14 protein-coding genes are annotated in these 15,391 nt (G+C 44.4%); 6 read left to right on the forward strand and 8 right to left on the reverse strand.

Annotation, left to right across the window (positions count from 1 at the left end):
- The first annotated feature begins 46 nt into the window (after positions 1–46).
- Both dnaQ and SJY39_RS05380 read left to right on the forward strand, forming a co-directional pair.
- On the forward strand, positions 47–814 hold the full coding sequence (dnaQ, locus tag SJY39_RS05375) for a DNA polymerase III subunit epsilon (RefSeq protein WP_010436546.1): 768 nt from the start codon (positions 47–49) through the stop codon (positions 812–814).
- 9 nt (positions 815–823) lie between these two features.
- Positions 824–2,071 carry a TIGR03503 family protein gene (locus SJY39_RS05380; protein ID WP_016791319.1) on the forward strand — a complete coding sequence of 416 codons (1,248 nt, stop codon included), beginning with the start codon at positions 824–826 and terminating at the stop codon, positions 2,069–2,071.
- A 197-nt stretch (positions 2,072–2,268) separates the two neighbouring features.
- On the opposite strand, the gene fadE is transcribed toward SJY39_RS05380, so the two are convergent.
- Positions 2,269–4,734, reverse strand: a complete 2,466-nt coding sequence (gene fadE, locus SJY39_RS05385; RefSeq protein ID WP_029189261.1) for an acyl-CoA dehydrogenase FadE — start codon at positions 4,732–4,734, stop codon at positions 2,269–2,271.
- 330 nt (positions 4,735–5,064) lie between these two features.
- On the opposite strand from fadE, the gene lpcA reads away from it, so the two are divergent.
- Positions 5,065–5,640: a D-sedoheptulose 7-phosphate isomerase gene (lpcA, locus tag SJY39_RS05390; protein ID WP_010436554.1), complete on the forward strand. Its 576-nt coding sequence runs from the start codon at positions 5,065–5,067 to the stop codon at positions 5,638–5,640.
- A 64-nt stretch (positions 5,641–5,704) separates the two neighbouring features.
- Positions 5,705–6,550: a class II glutamine amidotransferase gene (locus SJY39_RS05395; protein WP_010436557.1), complete on the forward strand. Its 846-nt coding sequence runs from the start codon at positions 5,705–5,707 to the stop codon at positions 6,548–6,550.
- Positions 6,551–6,650: 100 nt separating this feature from the next.
- On the opposite strand, the gene purN is transcribed toward SJY39_RS05395, so the two are convergent.
- Positions 6,651–7,325 carry a phosphoribosylglycinamide formyltransferase gene (gene purN / locus SJY39_RS05400; RefSeq protein ID WP_010436560.1) on the reverse strand — a complete coding sequence of 225 codons (675 nt, stop codon included), beginning with the start codon at positions 7,323–7,325 and terminating at the stop codon, positions 6,651–6,653.
- Positions 7,326–7,457: 132 nt separating this feature from the next.
- Positions 7,458–8,498: a phosphoribosylformylglycinamidine cyclo-ligase gene (purM, locus tag SJY39_RS05405; RefSeq protein WP_010436562.1), complete on the reverse strand. Its 1,041-nt coding sequence runs from the start codon at positions 8,496–8,498 to the stop codon at positions 7,458–7,460.
- Between the two features lie 169 nt (positions 8,499–8,667).
- Between purM and upp the strand changes: the two genes are divergently transcribed.
- Positions 8,668–9,294, forward strand: a complete 627-nt coding sequence (gene upp, locus SJY39_RS05410) for a uracil phosphoribosyltransferase (protein ID WP_010436563.1) — start codon at positions 8,668–8,670, stop codon at positions 9,292–9,294.
- 141 nt (positions 9,295–9,435) lie between these two features.
- Here the strand turns inward: upp and SJY39_RS05415 are convergent, their stop codons facing one another.
- A complete protein-coding gene (locus SJY39_RS05415; RefSeq protein ID WP_010436565.1) occupies positions 9,436–10,674 on the reverse strand; it encodes a uracil-xanthine permease family protein in 1,239 nt (412 codons plus the stop codon).
- 277 nt (positions 10,675–10,951) lie between these two features.
- On the opposite strand from SJY39_RS05415, the gene SJY39_RS05420 reads away from it, so the two are divergent.
- The gene (locus SJY39_RS05420; RefSeq protein ID WP_016785014.1) at positions 10,952–12,217 is read left to right on the forward strand and encodes a DUF2066 domain-containing protein; all 1,266 of its coding nucleotides are present in this window, start codon (positions 10,952–10,954) and stop codon (positions 12,215–12,217) included.
- 130 nt (positions 12,218–12,347) lie between these two features.
- On the opposite strand, the gene SJY39_RS05425 is transcribed toward SJY39_RS05420, so the two are convergent.
- The 4 genes from SJY39_RS05425 to SJY39_RS05440 form a co-directional block, all read right to left on the reverse strand.
- A complete protein-coding gene (locus SJY39_RS05425) occupies positions 12,348–12,785 on the reverse strand; it encodes a DUF2069 domain-containing protein (RefSeq protein ID WP_016767573.1) in 438 nt (145 codons plus the stop codon).
- Positions 12,782–13,375, reverse strand: a complete 594-nt coding sequence (gene wrbA / locus SJY39_RS05430; protein WP_010436572.1) for an NAD(P)H:quinone oxidoreductase — start codon at positions 13,373–13,375, stop codon at positions 12,782–12,784. The genes SJY39_RS05425 and wrbA overlap by 4 nt, the downstream gene beginning before the upstream one ends.
- Positions 13,376–13,381: 6 nt before the next feature.
- Positions 13,382–13,732 (reverse strand): arsenate reductase (glutaredoxin), encoded by a 351-nt coding sequence (arsC, locus tag SJY39_RS05435; RefSeq protein WP_010436575.1) that lies wholly within the window; start codon positions 13,730–13,732, stop codon positions 13,382–13,384.
- 120 nt (positions 13,733–13,852) lie between these two features.
- Complete coding sequence (locus SJY39_RS05440; RefSeq protein ID WP_016789590.1) at positions 13,853–15,307, reverse strand: M48 family metallopeptidase; 1,455 nt, start codon at positions 15,305–15,307, stop codon at positions 13,853–13,855.
- Positions 15,308–15,391 lie beyond the last annotated feature (84 nt).

A 15,391-nucleotide genomic window follows, 5' to 3' on the forward strand; every position in this document is an offset into this window, starting at 1 on the left:
TATTACCTCAAGCACATTATCGGCATAGTCTGACACAGTTATCCTTATGAATACCAGTAGCACTCCAGAACAAAGCACGAACGAAAAAAACAGTTCGAACGAAAATAAGCGCATTGTTGTACTCGATACCGAAACCACAGGTATGAATACAGAAGGTGGTCCTCACTATATGGGCCACCGCATCGTTGAAATTGGTGCAGTAGAGATCATCAACCGTAGGTTGACCGGGCGTCATTTCCACGTCTACATCAAGCCCGATCGTGCGATTCAAGAAGAGGCGATTGGCGTTCATGGTATTACCGATGAATTCTTGATTGATAAGCCTGAATACCAAGATATACATAAAGAGTTTCTCGACTTTATCAAAGGTGCGGAGCTGGTGGCTCATAATGCGCCCTTCGATACGGGGTTTATGGACTATGAGTTTGAGAAGCTTAATCCTGCGATAGGTAAAACGGATGACTACTGCAAAGTCACCGATACCTTGGCAATGGCGAAGAAGATATTCCCAGGTAAAAGAAACAACCTAGATATCTTATGTGACCGTTACGGTATTGATAACTCGCACCGTACTCTCCACGGCGCATTGCTCGATGCGGAGATCCTAGCCGACGTCTACTTATTGATGACGGGTGGGCAAACTTCGCTACAATTTAACGCTGGCCAACAAGAAGGCGAAGCCGAAAGTATACGAAGAGTAGAAAGTGGTCGAAAATCCCTAAAGGTTTTACGAGCTACGGCCGATGAAGTAGAAGCGCATCAAAATCGTTTAGACCTCGTCGAGAAAAGCGGAAGCTGCCTTTGGCGTCAGTAGGGAGAAAGTATGTTAAGGGTATTGGCTACCGGTTACTTATTGCTGTTAAGCTTTAGCTTACATGCCGCAACGGAATCCGTAATGAGTTTATTGGATAACCGTTTTCGCGTTGATCCCAGTATTGAACAAGTCACCTTTGTGATTTATCGAGCCGATAACTCTAAACCCGTCGTTTTGGTTCGCCCTGATGGCAAGAAATACTACTCTTGGCGCAATGCTGATAACGTCCGTTGGTACGAAGAATCATCTATGGACATTGTCTCTATTGATAAGCCAATGCCAGGCCCTTGGCAAGCGATAGGTAAAGTCTCACCTAAGAACAACATTAAACTATTGTCTCATTTGGTTTTGGATGCCAACGAATTTCCAAATAAGTTGTATCAAACCGAACACATCAAGTTCACCGCTCGTTTGACCTCAGATGGTAAGCCTCTAGTACTGCGCGATTTCCTTGATCGCGTGAAACTTAAAGTCACCTTTACTAAATTTGTCGAAAATGAAGATTCTCTAGTCAGAGAGGCGCGCCCGGTCCCTGTTGTGATGGGAGAGTTTGCCGACGACGGTACAGGTTTAGACGAAAAAGCCGGAGATGGCGTATTCACAGTATCGTTACCTATTGATATTGAACCGGGTAAATACCGAGCTCGTATAACCTCTGGCAATGGCGTGTTTTTGCGAGCGCAAGAACAAGAAGTACTCGTGTATCCAACCCCCATTACCACTACTTTTATCCAGTCTCGCAAAGAGGGTTTACCTCATACTATCGTTGTGTCCGGCGAGCAAGGCATGATCGCGCCCAGCTCTTTGGCGGTTCATGTTGAGCACAAGGCTCCTGATGAGTTTGTTATGTACAGACAAGGCCAAGCTATGGTTGATGCAATGAAAGTGTCTCTAGAGGTACCTTACGCTGGTGAACTGGGTATTTATAACTGGTCGGGGATGGTTTATGCCACTGATGCTTCAAGCCAGCGTCCGCTGATTTTCCCAATTACTGAGCAATCGTACAGCGTTGTTGAAGATATCGATTTAGCGGAGTCACGACGCCTTCAAGCAGAAGCGCTTGAGGAGCAAAAGCGTATCGCAGCAGAATTAATGATACTTCAGAAGCGAGAAGATGACAGGCAACGTAGTATGATCATTATAGCTGTGGGCAATGTGATCGCGATTCTATTGGGTTTGTTGGTTTGGTTTGTGGTTCGAAAGGTGAAAGTGAAGAAAAAGGCTCAACCAGAAATGCAGTTAAAGGCACCTAAGTAAGCTTGCAAGCTATATGGTCTTTGTAAGTATGAGCATTGGCATATAAATCATTGGTGTAAGGCCGATTTGCGTTGGTATTGTAAAGAATCATAGTCGTTATTAAAAAAACGGGACTCATAAGAGTCCCGTTTTTTATTGCTTGTTTGCTTCAGCTACCCGTTCGATTTTAATGTCTCGTTTAGCCTTGGTTATCGATGCTAGGCAACGTTCTCAATTGATTGATCTGGGTACTGTGATTTTGAAGCAAGCTTTTCTGGAGAGAAATCGTCAACGTTAATTGTATACAGTCTGTGTTCCTCTGCACTGACAAGCAACGCAGCTTCTTTCTCCGTTAAGATGCCTTTCTCAAGCCCTAATTGAGCGACAAGGTCTAGTCGTAAGAAAGCGCGTTTTTGATGCGTTTCTTTACAAACTTTATCGAACAGTGGCTCAGCTTGAAGAATCACTTCGAGTGCTTTCTCAATCTTACCTACTGGGTTATGTTCAGTTGCTTCTAAGTATTGACCACGGCCGATACGTGAACGTGTTTCGCTCGGCGTTTGAATAATATGCGCTACTTGGCTATCCAGCTTGTCGTTTGGTGCGCGACGAATACGGCCAAATGGCATCAATACAACGCGAAGTAAACGACCAATCACAGGGCTAGGGAAGTTTGCTAAAAACTCATCAATAGCAATTTCTGTCTGTCTTAGGCTGTCTTGCATACCCCAATGTACTAGCGGTAGATCTTCAGCGTGGCTGCCTTCGCTTTCAAAGCGTTTCAGTGTTGCTGAACCTAAGTAGAGTTGGCTCAGGATATCCCCCAGTCTTGCTGATAGGCGTTCTCTGCGTTTCAATGAACCCCCTAAAACGGCCATTGAGATGTCAGAAAGTAGCGCTAGGTTGGCACTGTAGCGGTTAAGCTGTTGGTAGTAGCGCTGTGTCTGTTTATCTGTTTTATTTAATGGTGTTGGTGCATCTGAACCACGACCATCGGTTAAACCAAACCACAAGCTGCGGACTAGGTTGCTCATAGTAAAGCTAACGTGCCCTGCTAACGCTGAATCAAACTTCTCAAGCGCATCGCTGCTTTCAGAATAAGCGGCTTCCATTTCGTTAAGTACGTAAGGGTGACAACGAATCGCCCCTTGGCCGTAGATGATCATTGAACGAGTCAGGATGTTTGCACCTTCAACTGTTATGGCGATAGGCGAACCTTGGTAGCCACGTGCTAAGAAGTTGGATGGACCTAAACAAATACCCTTACCGCCGACGATATCCATCGCATCAATGATGCTTCGTTGGCCACGGTGGGTACAATGATACTTAACGATTGCAGAGATAACCGAAGGCTTTTCGCCAAGGTCGATACCTGCGACGGTTAGGTTACTTGCCGCATCCATTACATAGGCGTTTCCTGCTAGACGTGCCAGTGGTTCTTCAACCCCTTCCATACGGCCGATAGGTTGCTTGAATTGACGACGAATGCGAGCGTAAGCGCCTGTAGCTAATGCCGCAGATTTAATGCCACCTGTCGAGTTTGAAGGCAGTGTGATACCACGGCCAACCGACAAACACTCAACCAGCATACGCCAGCCTTGACCTGCCATTTTCTGACCACCAATGATGAAGTCGATAGGCACAAAAAGGTCGTCGCCTTGCGTTGGGCCATTTTGGAACGGAACGTTAAGCGGAAAGTGACGGTTGCCAATCTCAACGCCTTTTAAATCCGTTGGAATCAACGCACAAGTAATACCAAGATCTTGTTTATCTCCAAGCAGACCATCAGGGTCACGTAGTTTAAAGGCTAACCCTAAAACGGTTGCGACAGGAGCAAGAGTGATATAACGCTTGTTCCATGTTAAACGCATTCCAAGTACTTCTTCGCCTTGCCAATCTCCTTTACATACAATGCCGTAATCAGGGATTGAACCGGCATCTGAACCAGCTTCTGGGCTAGTTAGGGCAAAACACGGGATCTCTTTACCTTCTGCCAAACGTGGGAGGTAGTGGTTTTTTTGTGCTTCTGTACCGTAGTGTTGCAATAGTTCACCGGGGCCTAATGAGTTAGGTACGCCTACGGTTGATGACAATACACTAGACACGCCGGTTAGCTTTTGTAGAACCAAGGATTGAGCGTAAGCTGAGAATTCTAAACCGCCGTATTTTTTCTTGATGATCATGGCGAAGAATTTATGGTCCTTCAGGTATTGCCATACTTCTGACGGTAAATCAGCAAGTTCATGTGTCACTTGGTAATCATTGACCATTTCACACACGTCATTAACAGGGCCATCTAAAAATGCTTGTTCAGCTTCAGAGAGTTTTGGATCGGCGATGTTTTGTAGTTTTTTCCATTCAGGCTTGCCTTTGAATAGCTCTGCTTCCCACCATACAGTGCCTGCTTCTAGAGCCTCTTTTTCTGTCTGAGACATTGCTGGTAGAACTTTCTTAAATAGAGAAAGCGCCTTTTGGCTTACTAGGGTTTGACGAATAGTCGGTACAGCAAAAATCGCTACTGCTAATAGGTAACAAAGCCAGCCAGTAATCGCGACGCCGTCAAACAGTGTGAGTGCTATCATCGCGCAGGTTAGTACAACTAATGCACGCACAAGACTAACTCTATGGTAAAGACAGACGCCTAAGATGACGGTCATGCCGAGTAGGGAGAGCAATATGTTCATGATCGATTTCCTTTTCAGAGATCACTTATTGTTATTAAGTTTTAGGTAAGAGGTCTAACCAGTTAAGTGTAAACAAAATATTAAATATTTGTAAAACTCTAAATTGGATAAAAAGCGATCTGAATAGAGTTAAAATTCTAATTGTGAGAGGTTGGTGGTGAATATTTGGGCGGATCGACAGTGACTGGTTAATAAAGGTGGCAATCTTTGGGCTTAAGTGTCGACACTATTTCATGTTTGTGGGTAAACTCAGTGATATAAAGAGGGGGAACCCCTCAATTCTCGTTTCGCGCAAGTTAAACTGCGCCAAAAAAATAAGAGATAAGCCTTATGTACCAAGACCTAATCAAAAGTGAATTGAACGAAGCTGCTGACGTTCTTAACAAGTTCTTGAGCGATGACCACAACATCGCTCAAATTGAAGCGGCTGCAAAACTGATTGCCGACTCATTCAAACAAGAAGGCAAAGTGCTTTCTTGTGGTAACGGTGGCTCACACTGTGATGCCATGCACTTCGCGGAAGAGCTTACTGGTCGATACCGTGAGAACCGCCCAGGTTATGCTGGTATTGCGATTTCAGATCCTAGCCATTTATCTTGCGTGAGTAATGATTTTGGTTACGACCACGTATTTTCTCGCTATGTAGAAGCGGTAGGCCGTAAAGGTGATGTGCTGTTTGGTTTGTCGACTTCTGGTAACTCTGGCAACATTTTAAAAGCGATTGAAGCTGCTCAAGCGAAAGGCATGAAAACCATCGCCCTAACAGGTAAAGATGGCGGTAAAATGGCAGGTTGTGCAGACATCGAAATCCGAGTTCCACATTTTGGTTACGCAGATCGCATTCAAGAAGTTCACATTAAGATTATTCATATTGTGATTCAACTTGTTGAAAAAGAAATGGAATAGTCGTTTACAGAGATTTAAAGCACAGCTTAGGCTCTGCTGGTTTTAATAGGGAGTAGATTAAACCATGTGTGAATTGCTCGGTATGAGCGCGAATGTGCCAACTGATATTTGTTTTAGTTTTACTGGTCTGATGCAGCGTGGAGGTAACACAGGTCCACACCGTGATGGATGGGGTATCACTTTTTATGAGGGAAAGGGTTTTCGTACTTTTAAAGATCCTAACCCTAGCTGTGAATCTAAGATCGCAGAGTTGGTTCAAAACTACCCAATTAAAAGCCAGGCTGTTGTCAGTCATATTCGTCAAGCCAACCGTGGTGGGGTTAATCTTGAAAATACTCACCCTTTTACCCGCGAACTTTGGGGAAGATACTGGACTTTTGCTCACAATGGTCAGTTAACAGACTACGATGATCTTATCAGTGGTCGTTTCAGACCGGTAGGTGAGACGGACAGTGAGCTCTCTTTTTGTTGGTTATTAAAACAGCTCGAGGATCGCTTTCCTGAACCACCTCAAGACATGGAAGGCATGTTTCGCTTTGTTGCTGAGTGTTGTGACCAGTTACGAGATAAAGGTGTCTTCAACATGTTGTTGAGTGATGGTGAGTATGTGATGACGTACTGTACCAATCATTTGTACTGGATAACAAGACGCGCGCCTTTTGGCAACGCGAGCTTAATTGATGAAGACGTTGAGATTAACTTCCAAGAAGAGACCACGCCGAACGATATAGTTACCGTAGTGGCAACTCAACCTCTTACATGCAATGAGGAGTGGTTTAGAATGAAACCTGGCGAATATGCGCTGTTTCATTTTGGTGAGCTGATAGGTAACAACCATCAAGCGTTAGAAGATGTTGCTTACGCACCTAAAAAAGTTGCGAGCCAAGCACCGACTGAGCCATTGAGCTAAAACCTCCGGGTAGTATTATTTGCTCTGAACAAAAGAGAGGCCGCTCACTGAACCAAAAGATCAGTAAGCGGCCTTTTTATTTGATTTAGTTTTTGACGAACTACTCTTCTGCGTAACCGTGCTTGCCCAATGCTATACCGTCTAAGATCGCTTGCCCGTTTACCATTAATAAACGATCTTCAGCGAACCATTTGCAGACCATCGGATAAATACAGTGCTCTTGGGTGAGGACTCGGCTTGCTAACATGTCAGCATCATCGTCTTCAAAAACTGGTACCTTAGCTTGTAAGATCACAGGTCCGCCATCGAGTTCTTCTGTTACAAAGTGAACACTTGTACCGTGCTCTTTATCTTGCGCATCAATAGCGCGCTGATGGGTGTGTAAGCCGGGGTATTTAGGAAGTAGAGAAGGGTGGATGTTGATCATTTTCCCTGCGTAATGGCGAACAAACTCTGAACTTAGAATACGCATGTAGCCCGCGAGCACGATCAAATCGGGTTGGTAAGCATCGATTTGAACCATCAATTCATGATCAAACTCTTCGCGTGAACCAAAGTTTTTTGGATTAACAGAATGTGCGTTAACACCTGCGGCCTTTGCTCGCTCTAACCCAAAAGCCTCTGCTTTGTTTGAGAACACAGCTTTAACAGAAGCATCAATCATATTGTTATCGCAGGCATCTAAAATTGCCTGTAAGTTACTTCCGCTTCCTGAAACTAAAACAACGATGTTTTTCTTAGAGTGACTGGTTTTATTTGAGTGATTATTTTTCATAGAGTGGGTCATACGATTAGTTAACAGGACTGTTTACAATTTACCTACATAAACTAAGGTTTTCTGCGGGCCAAATAGCAAAATGAGGACCATTAGGTCCTCATTGATTAACTAAATAAGTGAATACATCACTTATTTGATTTCTACTTGCTCTTCACCAGCTTCAGCGTTTGCGATCTCACCGATAACCCAAGCGTTTTCGCCTTCAGCTTTCAGTAGTTCAACAGCTGCTTCAGCTTGATCTTTAGGTAGAGCCACAACTAGGCCTACACCACAGTTGAAAGTGCGGTACATTTCAAATGTTTCCACGTTACCTTTCTCTTGTAGCCAATTGAAGATAGCAGGCCATTCCCAGCTCTTGCCATCAATCACTGCTTTAGTGCCTTCAGGAAGTACGCGTGGGATATTTTCCCAAAAACCACCGCCTGTGATGTGCGAGATAGCATGAATGTCATGCTCAGCAATCATCTTAAGCGCTGACTTAATGTAAATCTTAGTTGGTTCTAGTAGGTGCTCACCGATTGTGCGGCCTTCTAGTTCTTCACTCTTATCAGCACCAGAAACTTCTAGAACTTTACGAATTAGAGAATAACCGTTTGAGTGTGGACCACTTGAGCCAACAGCAATAAGTGCGTCGCCTGCTGCTACTTTAGTGCCATCGATGATGTCAGCTTTTTCTACAACACCAACACAGAAGCCAGCTACGTCATAGTCGTCACCTTCGTACATACCTGGCATTTCAGCCGTTTCACCACCGATTAGTGCACAACCAGCTTGAACACAGCCTTCAGCAATACCAGAAACAACGTCTGCAGCTGTATCTACATCTAGCTTACCTGTTGCGTAGTAGTCTAAGAAGAATAACGGCTCACCACCTTGAACGATTAGGTCGTTCACACACATTGCCACTAGGTCGATACCAATGGTGTCGTGTTTTTTCAGATCCAAAGCAAGGCGAAGTTTAGTACCAACACCATCAGTACCTGAAACCAGTACTGGCTCTTTGTATTTCGTTGGAAGTTCACATAGGGCGCCAAAGCCACCAATACCGCCCATCACTTCAGGGCGACGAGTGCGTTTAACTGCACCTTTAATACGGTCTACTAGTGCATTACCTGCGTCGATATCAACACCAGCGTCTTTGTAGCTTAGAGAAGAAGTATTACCACTCACGGGATAGTCCTCGAACTTAAGTTGGATGTGAAAACGGCGCTATTCTAACAGGGCTTGATTACGAAGAGCAAACGTTTGCGCGGTTTTTTTTATTAGAATAAAGATTCTGAAATAACCACACAGTTCGTGTATAATCTACAGGTTTGTTTAAATATTGCCGGAGTTGGAAATGAAAGTTGTTGAAGTGAAACACCCGCTAGTAAAACATAAAATTGGCCTGATGCGTGAAGGTGAGATTAGCACTAAGCGTTTTCGCGAGCTAGCAACAGAAGTGGGTAGCCTTCTAACGTATGAAGCGACATCTGATTTCGAAACTGAGCGAGTAACCATTAATGGTTGGAATGGCCCAGTAGAAGTTGACCAAATCAAGGGTAAGAAAGTAACAGTAGTACCAATCCTACGTGCTGGTTTAGGTATGATGGATGGTGTACTTGAGCACATGCCAAGTGCTCGTATTAGTGTAGTTGGTATCTACCGTGATGAAGAAACACTAGAACCTGTACCGTACTTCAACAAGTTAGCATCTAACATTGATGAGCGTATTGCTCTAGTTGTTGATCCAATGTTAGCGACTGGCGGTTCTATGATTGCAACTCTTGATCTACTAAAAGAGCAAGGCTGTAAAGTCTTTAAAGTGCTTGTCCTTGTTGCTGCACCTGAAGGTATCGCGGCTCTAGAAAAAGCGCACCCAGATGTTGAGCTTTACACAGCTGCAATCGATGAGAAGCTAAACGACAAGGGCTACATTGTTCCTGGTCTTGGCGATGCTGGTGATAAAATCTTCGGTACTAAGTAATTCGGTTTCAGCTTAAGTGACTCAAACCGTTTCTTAACTCGCTGAATTAGCCGTATTAATAAAAGAGGGAGAGCATTCGACGCTCTCCCTTTTTTGATCTTGTTGGTTTGTGATTCTTTTGAATCTAGCACTACCGATGGATTAATCGATTTGAGCTTTGTCTACCACAGTATTGTCACCTAGCTCTTCTGGAAGTACTAGGTTAAGTAGAATCGCCACGATACCGCACAAGCTTACGCCTTGTAGGCTGAAGTCACCAATACCAAAGGCCATACCGCCAATACCAAAGACTAAAGTAATACCCACAATCACAAGGTTACGTGATTTATGCAGGTCAACGTTGTTCTTGATGAGTGTGTTAAGGCCCACTGTTGCGATAGAGCCAAACAGTAGAATCATGATGCCACCCATTACAGGAACCGGAATCGTTTGAAGTAGTGCGCCTAGCTTACCAACCAATGCAAGAACGATAGCAGTAACAGCAGCCCAAGTCATGATCACTGGGTTGAATGCTTTCGTCAGCATTACTGCACCTGTTACTTCACTGTAGGTTGTGTTTGGCGGAGCGCCCAGCATAGAAGCTGCGATTGTAGCCACGCCGTCGCCTGTGATAGTACGGTGTAAACCTGGCTTTTTAAGGTAGTCTTTACCGGTTACGTTAGAGATAGCAAGCATGTCCCCTACGTGCTCTACGGCTGGTGCGATAGCAACAAACACCATAAAGAAGATAGCGTTGATGTTAAATTCTGGTGCTGTGAAGTTAGGTAGTGCTAACCAAGCTGCTTGAGTGACAGGGGTAAAATCAACGACTCCGTATACTAAGCTCGTTACATAACCCGCTACAATACCACCAAAGATAGGCAGTAGTTTAAGGAAGCCTTTCGAGAAAACACTGATGACAATCGTCACTAGTAGTGAAATAGAGGAGATCCATAATGCTGCATCAGCATCGATAAGTTGCACAGCACCATCACCGGTTTTGCCTAACGCCATGTTTACTGCAACGGGTGCAAGACCTAAGCCGATCACCATGATTACAGGGCCAACCACGACTGGTGGAAGTAGTTTATGGATGAAAGCAACACCTCGAACTTTAATCAATGCGCCCATTAAGACATACACAACACCTGCAGCCATTAGGCCGCCCATTGTTGCGCCAATGCCCCAAGTTTGAATACCAAACATGATAGGTGCGATGAATGCAAAAGAAGATGCTAAGAAGATTGGCACTGAGCGGCGTGTAATCAGTTGGAATAAAAGAGTACCGATACCCGCGCCAAAGAGTGCAACGTTAGGATCAAGCCCAGTTAGTAGCGGCACTAATACAAGTGCACCAAAAGCTACAAACAGCATTTGCGCACCTTGCAAAGCATTTTTCATGTGAAGTCCTTAAATTGGTCGTTATATGAAAAGTGGAAAATAAAATTCGCAGGATTCTATCACTTAGCAATCGATTGCTATACCAAATAGATCAAATTTATTTATCTTAGTGATGTTTGTTGCTATCAAAATAAGAAGAAATACAGTTTACAAGTGAACGATTTATCATGGTCAGGTGATATTTTGTGGTTATTAAACACAGTGGGCGCTATCGACCTTGCCCCTCAATCCATAGTTGCTTATCATCTAGGCACAAGATTTGAATATTAGGATCAGTATGCGCTACATAGCATTTTTGTTAATGGCACTATTAGCCTCTCCGAGTTATGCATTAACTCAAGTAGATATTTTTAGTGCTGAAGTTGCGATTAACGCTGAAAACAAGCAGCCAGAACAAGTGGCAAGAAATACCGGTATGGAGCAGGTATTGATACGTGCGACTGGCCAAACTGATGTTGCATCGAACGAAACCATTCAAAAGGCGATGCGTAAGAGTTCGCAGTACATGTCTCAAATGAGTTTTGGCGGGAGCAATGACCAATCAACATTGCGCATGCGTTTTAACGGTGCTCAAATCCGTTCTCTATTGACCCAAGCGCAGTTACCGTACTGGCCTGATACTCGTTCAAACATTCTTGTTTGGCTCGTAGAAGAAGACAACTACGACAAAAATATTGTGTGGGAACACTCCAACTCACAATTAGCGGCAGGTTTACAAGCTAACGCAAAAGAGCGCGGCTTGCCTCTAACGCTACCTGTGGGTGACTTTGATGATATTACAGGTATTGCGACTTCTGATTTGTGGGGCAGCTTTGTTACGCCAATCAGTAAAGCGAGTCAGCGTTACCCTGTTGATGCTGTGTTGGTGATTAAGGCTCAATCTTCAGGTTTACGTTGGACTTTGTACGATCAAAAGCCGAGTCAATTGACGAGCGCACCAACATCGCCAGTGAGCGGTTCAGTGTCGGGTAACAGCGCTACGACTTCTAAGAAGCTAGTCGACCAAATCAGCAACTACTACGCAGGTAAAAGTGCGGTTACCGTAGCCAGTGAATCTTCGGAATCAATATTAACGCAGTTTATTAGCTTGAATAACGCGCAGGATTTCTTCCAACTGGAGAACGCACTTAAGCGTCTAAATTCAGTTGCAAGTTTAGATATTCTCAAGATTCAAAACAACGAAGTGACGTTCCGAATTCACTTATTGTCGACTCAACAAGAGTTTGAGCAAGAAGTGGAAAGCATTCGCCAAGTCGCAAAGGTTGAAGAATCTTACATTGAACCTGAAGTGAGCCCTGAATTTGAAACGCAAGACAACGCCATGTCTGTAGGCGATGATTCAGCAGCTATTACTGATACGACCCTGAACGATGGCGCAGAAGCGACGGTTAACGAAGCAGACCCAAGTGTTCAAGTCATCAAAGGTAGTAAGTTATCAGCTAAAGCGGATGCTGAGCTAACGAATACGTCTGGCTCGGAAGAGCTAACAGTTGTTGCGCCAGTACATGCTAAGCCAAGTCTAGTATACGAATGGGTTCGCTAGTAATGGTCTACTGACATTGCGGATTGAAATGCATTCATGAAAAAGCCCTGCAAGAGAAATCTCGCAGGGCTTTTTGTTTGTTTATTGTTGCTTTTTCTACTTGTACTAGCTAAAGGTAACCGAACCTAAGTTATTGCTCGAACTTAGCTTTCTCTTTCTTTTCTACTTCAGAAAGACGCTTGAGCTTGATGCCCAACTCTTTTGCTCTAAAACGAGTAAATAAGATATTACCCGCGAACCCTAAGGTAGTCAGGAGTAGTTCTACAGCCGCTAATAATCGCTCACCACCGTCTATATACAAAATAGTTAATGCGTGTAGGAAGTAGAGCATTAAGACGAAATTCGCCCAAGCATGCGTATAAGGTTTGCCTGCTAGAATGCCTGGTAATGGCAGTAACAGTGGTATAGCCCAAGCAATCGCAAGCGTTATATTACTTAGATGAGGGTGCGGCGAAAGTGTCATCTGCCAAGCGACTACCCAGAATAAAAGTGACAAGTTACCCGTTAGCGCAAGGTAGCGAAATAACTTGGTTTTGGGAGACATAGCCTTCTCTGGCATATACATCATTGAGAAATTCCCTTCTGGTTTATGGCGATACGTGCTAAGCGTTTGCCTAGGTTCTGCGCCAACTCAATCTCTTCTTTGCTTAAAGAAGCGCTCTCTCCAGTACTGCTTGCACCGTAAGGTGTGCCGCCGGTTTGAGTGGTGTGTAGTACTGGCTCTGAGTAGGGGATACCCACTAATAACATGCCATGATGAAGCAGAGGCAACATCATGCTTTGCTGTGTCGTCTCTTGACCCCCATGCAGTGATGAAGATGAGGTAAATACGCAACCAGGTTTGTCTATAAGATCGCCATTGATCCATAGTGATGTTGTGCTATCCCAAAAGTGCTTCATTGGCCCAGCCATATTGCCAAACCATACTGGACTACCTAGTGCTAAACCATCGCAAGAACGGAGATCTTGCAAGGTCGCAATAGGATCTGTTGGTTGATAGCGCGAATCAGGCTGCTCTTCTACTGTGTACACGTCGTTCACCGTTCTTAGCATGGCTTCGCAGTTCGGGATGGATTCAACCCCTCGTGCAATCTGTCTTGCTAGAGCTTGAGTATTGCCGTGGCGACTGTAGTAGAGAACAAGGATGTTGATGCTCATATTGGCTTACAAAATCTCTAATACTTGTTCTGGTGGACGACCAATCTTTGCTTTGTTGTTCGCGACAACCACAGGGCGCTCAAACAGTTTTGGATTCTTGGCCATTGCAGAGAAAAGCTCCTCATCAGTCACTGATGTATCAGCCAAGTTTGCTTGTTTGTAGTCAGTTTCTTTGGTGCGCATCATTTCGCGAACACTGTCAAAACCCAGTTGAGTGAAAAGTACTTTCAGCTGCTCGACAGTTAAAGGCGTGTCTAGATACTTGATAACTTCTGGTTGTATACCGTTAGCTTCAAGCAGTTCGAGAGTTTGACGGCTCTTTGAGCAACGTGGATTATGATAAATCACGACAGACATGGTTCTTCCTCATTATTATTTTTGGTTTGATTTTCAGGAGAAGCCATTCGAGTGGCTTCTTCACTGTATCCGTTGAGCTTTCGTTTTCGTTTTGCGTTTACTTGCAGCGAGTTGAGCGATTTACTGTAGCGATAAGAAACGTTCACGCTGAATCATTAATTGGTCAATTCGAGCATCGTAACGCGCTTGTTTTAGGCTACCGAGTTCTGCGATTTGGCTTGCTTGCGTATAGTACTGAATCGCTTTGTTCCAGTTAGCTTGCAATGCCAAAATCTCTGCACGAGCGGCAAGGTCTTCATCGCTGTTACCTAGGTTAATGTTTACCTTTGAAAGCAGATGCCAGCCATTGGTGTCGTTCGGGTTGTCATGCGTGTAACGCTGTAATACGCGAACGGCTTCTTGAAGTTCTTCATTTTCAATTAGCGCATTGGCGTAGTTAATGGTCAGTACTGAGTTATTCGGTTGACGAACCAGTGCTGACTTGAGTTCTTTAATCGCAATTTCAGGCTTTTTTTGCTCGATATGCAGATCTGAAATCGCATCTAAATAAAATAGGTTTGTTGGATCGCTGTTGATGAGCTTGGTTAAAATCGGCGCTGCTTTATCTAATTTGTTAGAATCAAGGTAAACCAGTGCTTGGCCGTATTCTAATGATGGAACCAACGCTTTCGGGGCTTTTTTCAGCTTACGTTCAAACCAATCGAGAGCAGCATCATTATTGATACCCGCGTAGCGTGCAACAATGCGGGCTCTTGCTAGATGGTAATCCAACGAAGGCGCCAGTTTTAGTGGTGGATAGCTACGAGCACGAGCTCGTGAATCTGTGATTCGATCTTCTGGCAATGGGTGAGTTAATAGCATTGGTGGTGGTGTACTCGCATAGCGATATTCATCGGCTAAACGGCCAAAGAAACGCGGCATAGCGTTTACATCGAACCCAGCTTTTGCAAGTGTGTTGATACCAAATCGGTCCGCTTCTTTTTCATTACTACGTGTGTAGTTTATTTGGCTTTGCATGTTGCCTGCAGTCGTTGCTGTTAGAGCTGCAATACCCGCTTCAGGAGCTGCAATTGCCAATAATACCGAGGCCGCAAGTGCTGCGATGGTCGCTGGGGAACGACGAGCTTGATCTTCCATACTACGTGCTAAGTGACGCTGAGTAACGTGCGCGATTTCGTGCGCTAATACTGAAGCTAACTCACTTTCAGATTGTGCATGCAGGAACAGACCTGAATGCAATGCTACATAGCCACCAAAGAAAGCGAACGCGTTAATGTTGCGGTCACGGATCATAAAGAATTGAAAAGGTGTCTTTACATCGTTCGCGTTCGCGACAAGGCGGTGGCCTAGAGTATCAATATATTGATTTAGAACCGGGTCGTTGACGATAGGCTGACTGCTTCTGATGATGCGCATGTAGGCATCACCATAAATTAGTTCTTGATCGATAGTGAGTGTGCCACCAGCCGCGGTGCCAATATCTGGAAGCTCCAAACTGTTGGTGTTTGCCAACGTTGGGGTGCTTAATGTAGCTGCGATGCATAAGCAAGCAATTGAACGAGCGCGTTTAAACATATTAGTCAGTAATACTCCGTTTCTTCTGACAGTAAGACAAGTGCAATGCAAATTGGTTCTTTATCTGATTTAACCTTTGCCAAG

The organism is Vibrio sp. R78045 (assembly GCF_042466085.1).
In the GTDB taxonomy this organism is placed as follows: domain Bacteria; phylum Pseudomonadota; class Gammaproteobacteria; order Enterobacterales; family Vibrionaceae; genus Vibrio; species Vibrio cyclitrophicus.

Bases quoted from the DNA above. Each gene is read 5' to 3' on its own strand.
- dnaQ (WP_010436546.1), top strand. From the start codon at position 47: ATGAATACCAGTAGCACTCCAGAACAAAGCACGAACGAAAAAAACAGT.
- SJY39_RS05380 (WP_016791319.1), top strand. From the start codon at position 824: ATGTTAAGGGTATTGGCTACCGGTTACTTATTGCTGTTAAGCTTTAGC.
- fadE (WP_029189261.1), bottom strand. From the start codon at position 4,734: ATGAACATATTGCTCTCCCTACTCGGCATGACCGTCATCTTAGGCGTC.
- lpcA (WP_010436554.1), top strand. From the start codon at position 5,065: ATGTACCAAGACCTAATCAAAAGTGAATTGAACGAAGCTGCTGACGTT.
- SJY39_RS05395 (WP_010436557.1), top strand. From the start codon at position 5,705: ATGTGTGAATTGCTCGGTATGAGCGCGAATGTGCCAACTGATATTTGT.
- purN (WP_010436560.1), bottom strand. From the start codon at position 7,325: ATGAAAAATAATCACTCAAATAAAACCAGTCACTCTAAGAAAAACATC.
- upp (WP_010436563.1), top strand. From the start codon at position 8,668: ATGAAAGTTGTTGAAGTGAAACACCCGCTAGTAAAACATAAAATTGGC.
- SJY39_RS05415 (WP_010436565.1), bottom strand. From the start codon at position 10,674: ATGAAAAATGCTTTGCAAGGTGCGCAAATGCTGTTTGTAGCTTTTGGT.
- SJY39_RS05420 (WP_016785014.1), top strand. From the start codon at position 10,952: ATGCGCTACATAGCATTTTTGTTAATGGCACTATTAGCCTCTCCGAGT.
- SJY39_RS05425 (WP_016767573.1), bottom strand. From the start codon at position 12,785: ATGATGTATATGCCAGAGAAGGCTATGTCTCCCAAAACCAAGTTATTT.
- wrbA (WP_010436572.1), bottom strand. From the start codon at position 13,375: ATGAGCATCAACATCCTTGTTCTCTACTACAGTCGCCACGGCAATACT.
- arsC (WP_010436575.1), bottom strand. From the start codon at position 13,732: ATGTCTGTCGTGATTTATCATAATCCACGTTGCTCAAAGAGCCGTCAA.
- SJY39_RS05440 (WP_016789590.1), bottom strand. From the start codon at position 15,307: ATGTTTAAACGCGCTCGTTCAATTGCTTGCTTATGCATCGCAGCTACA.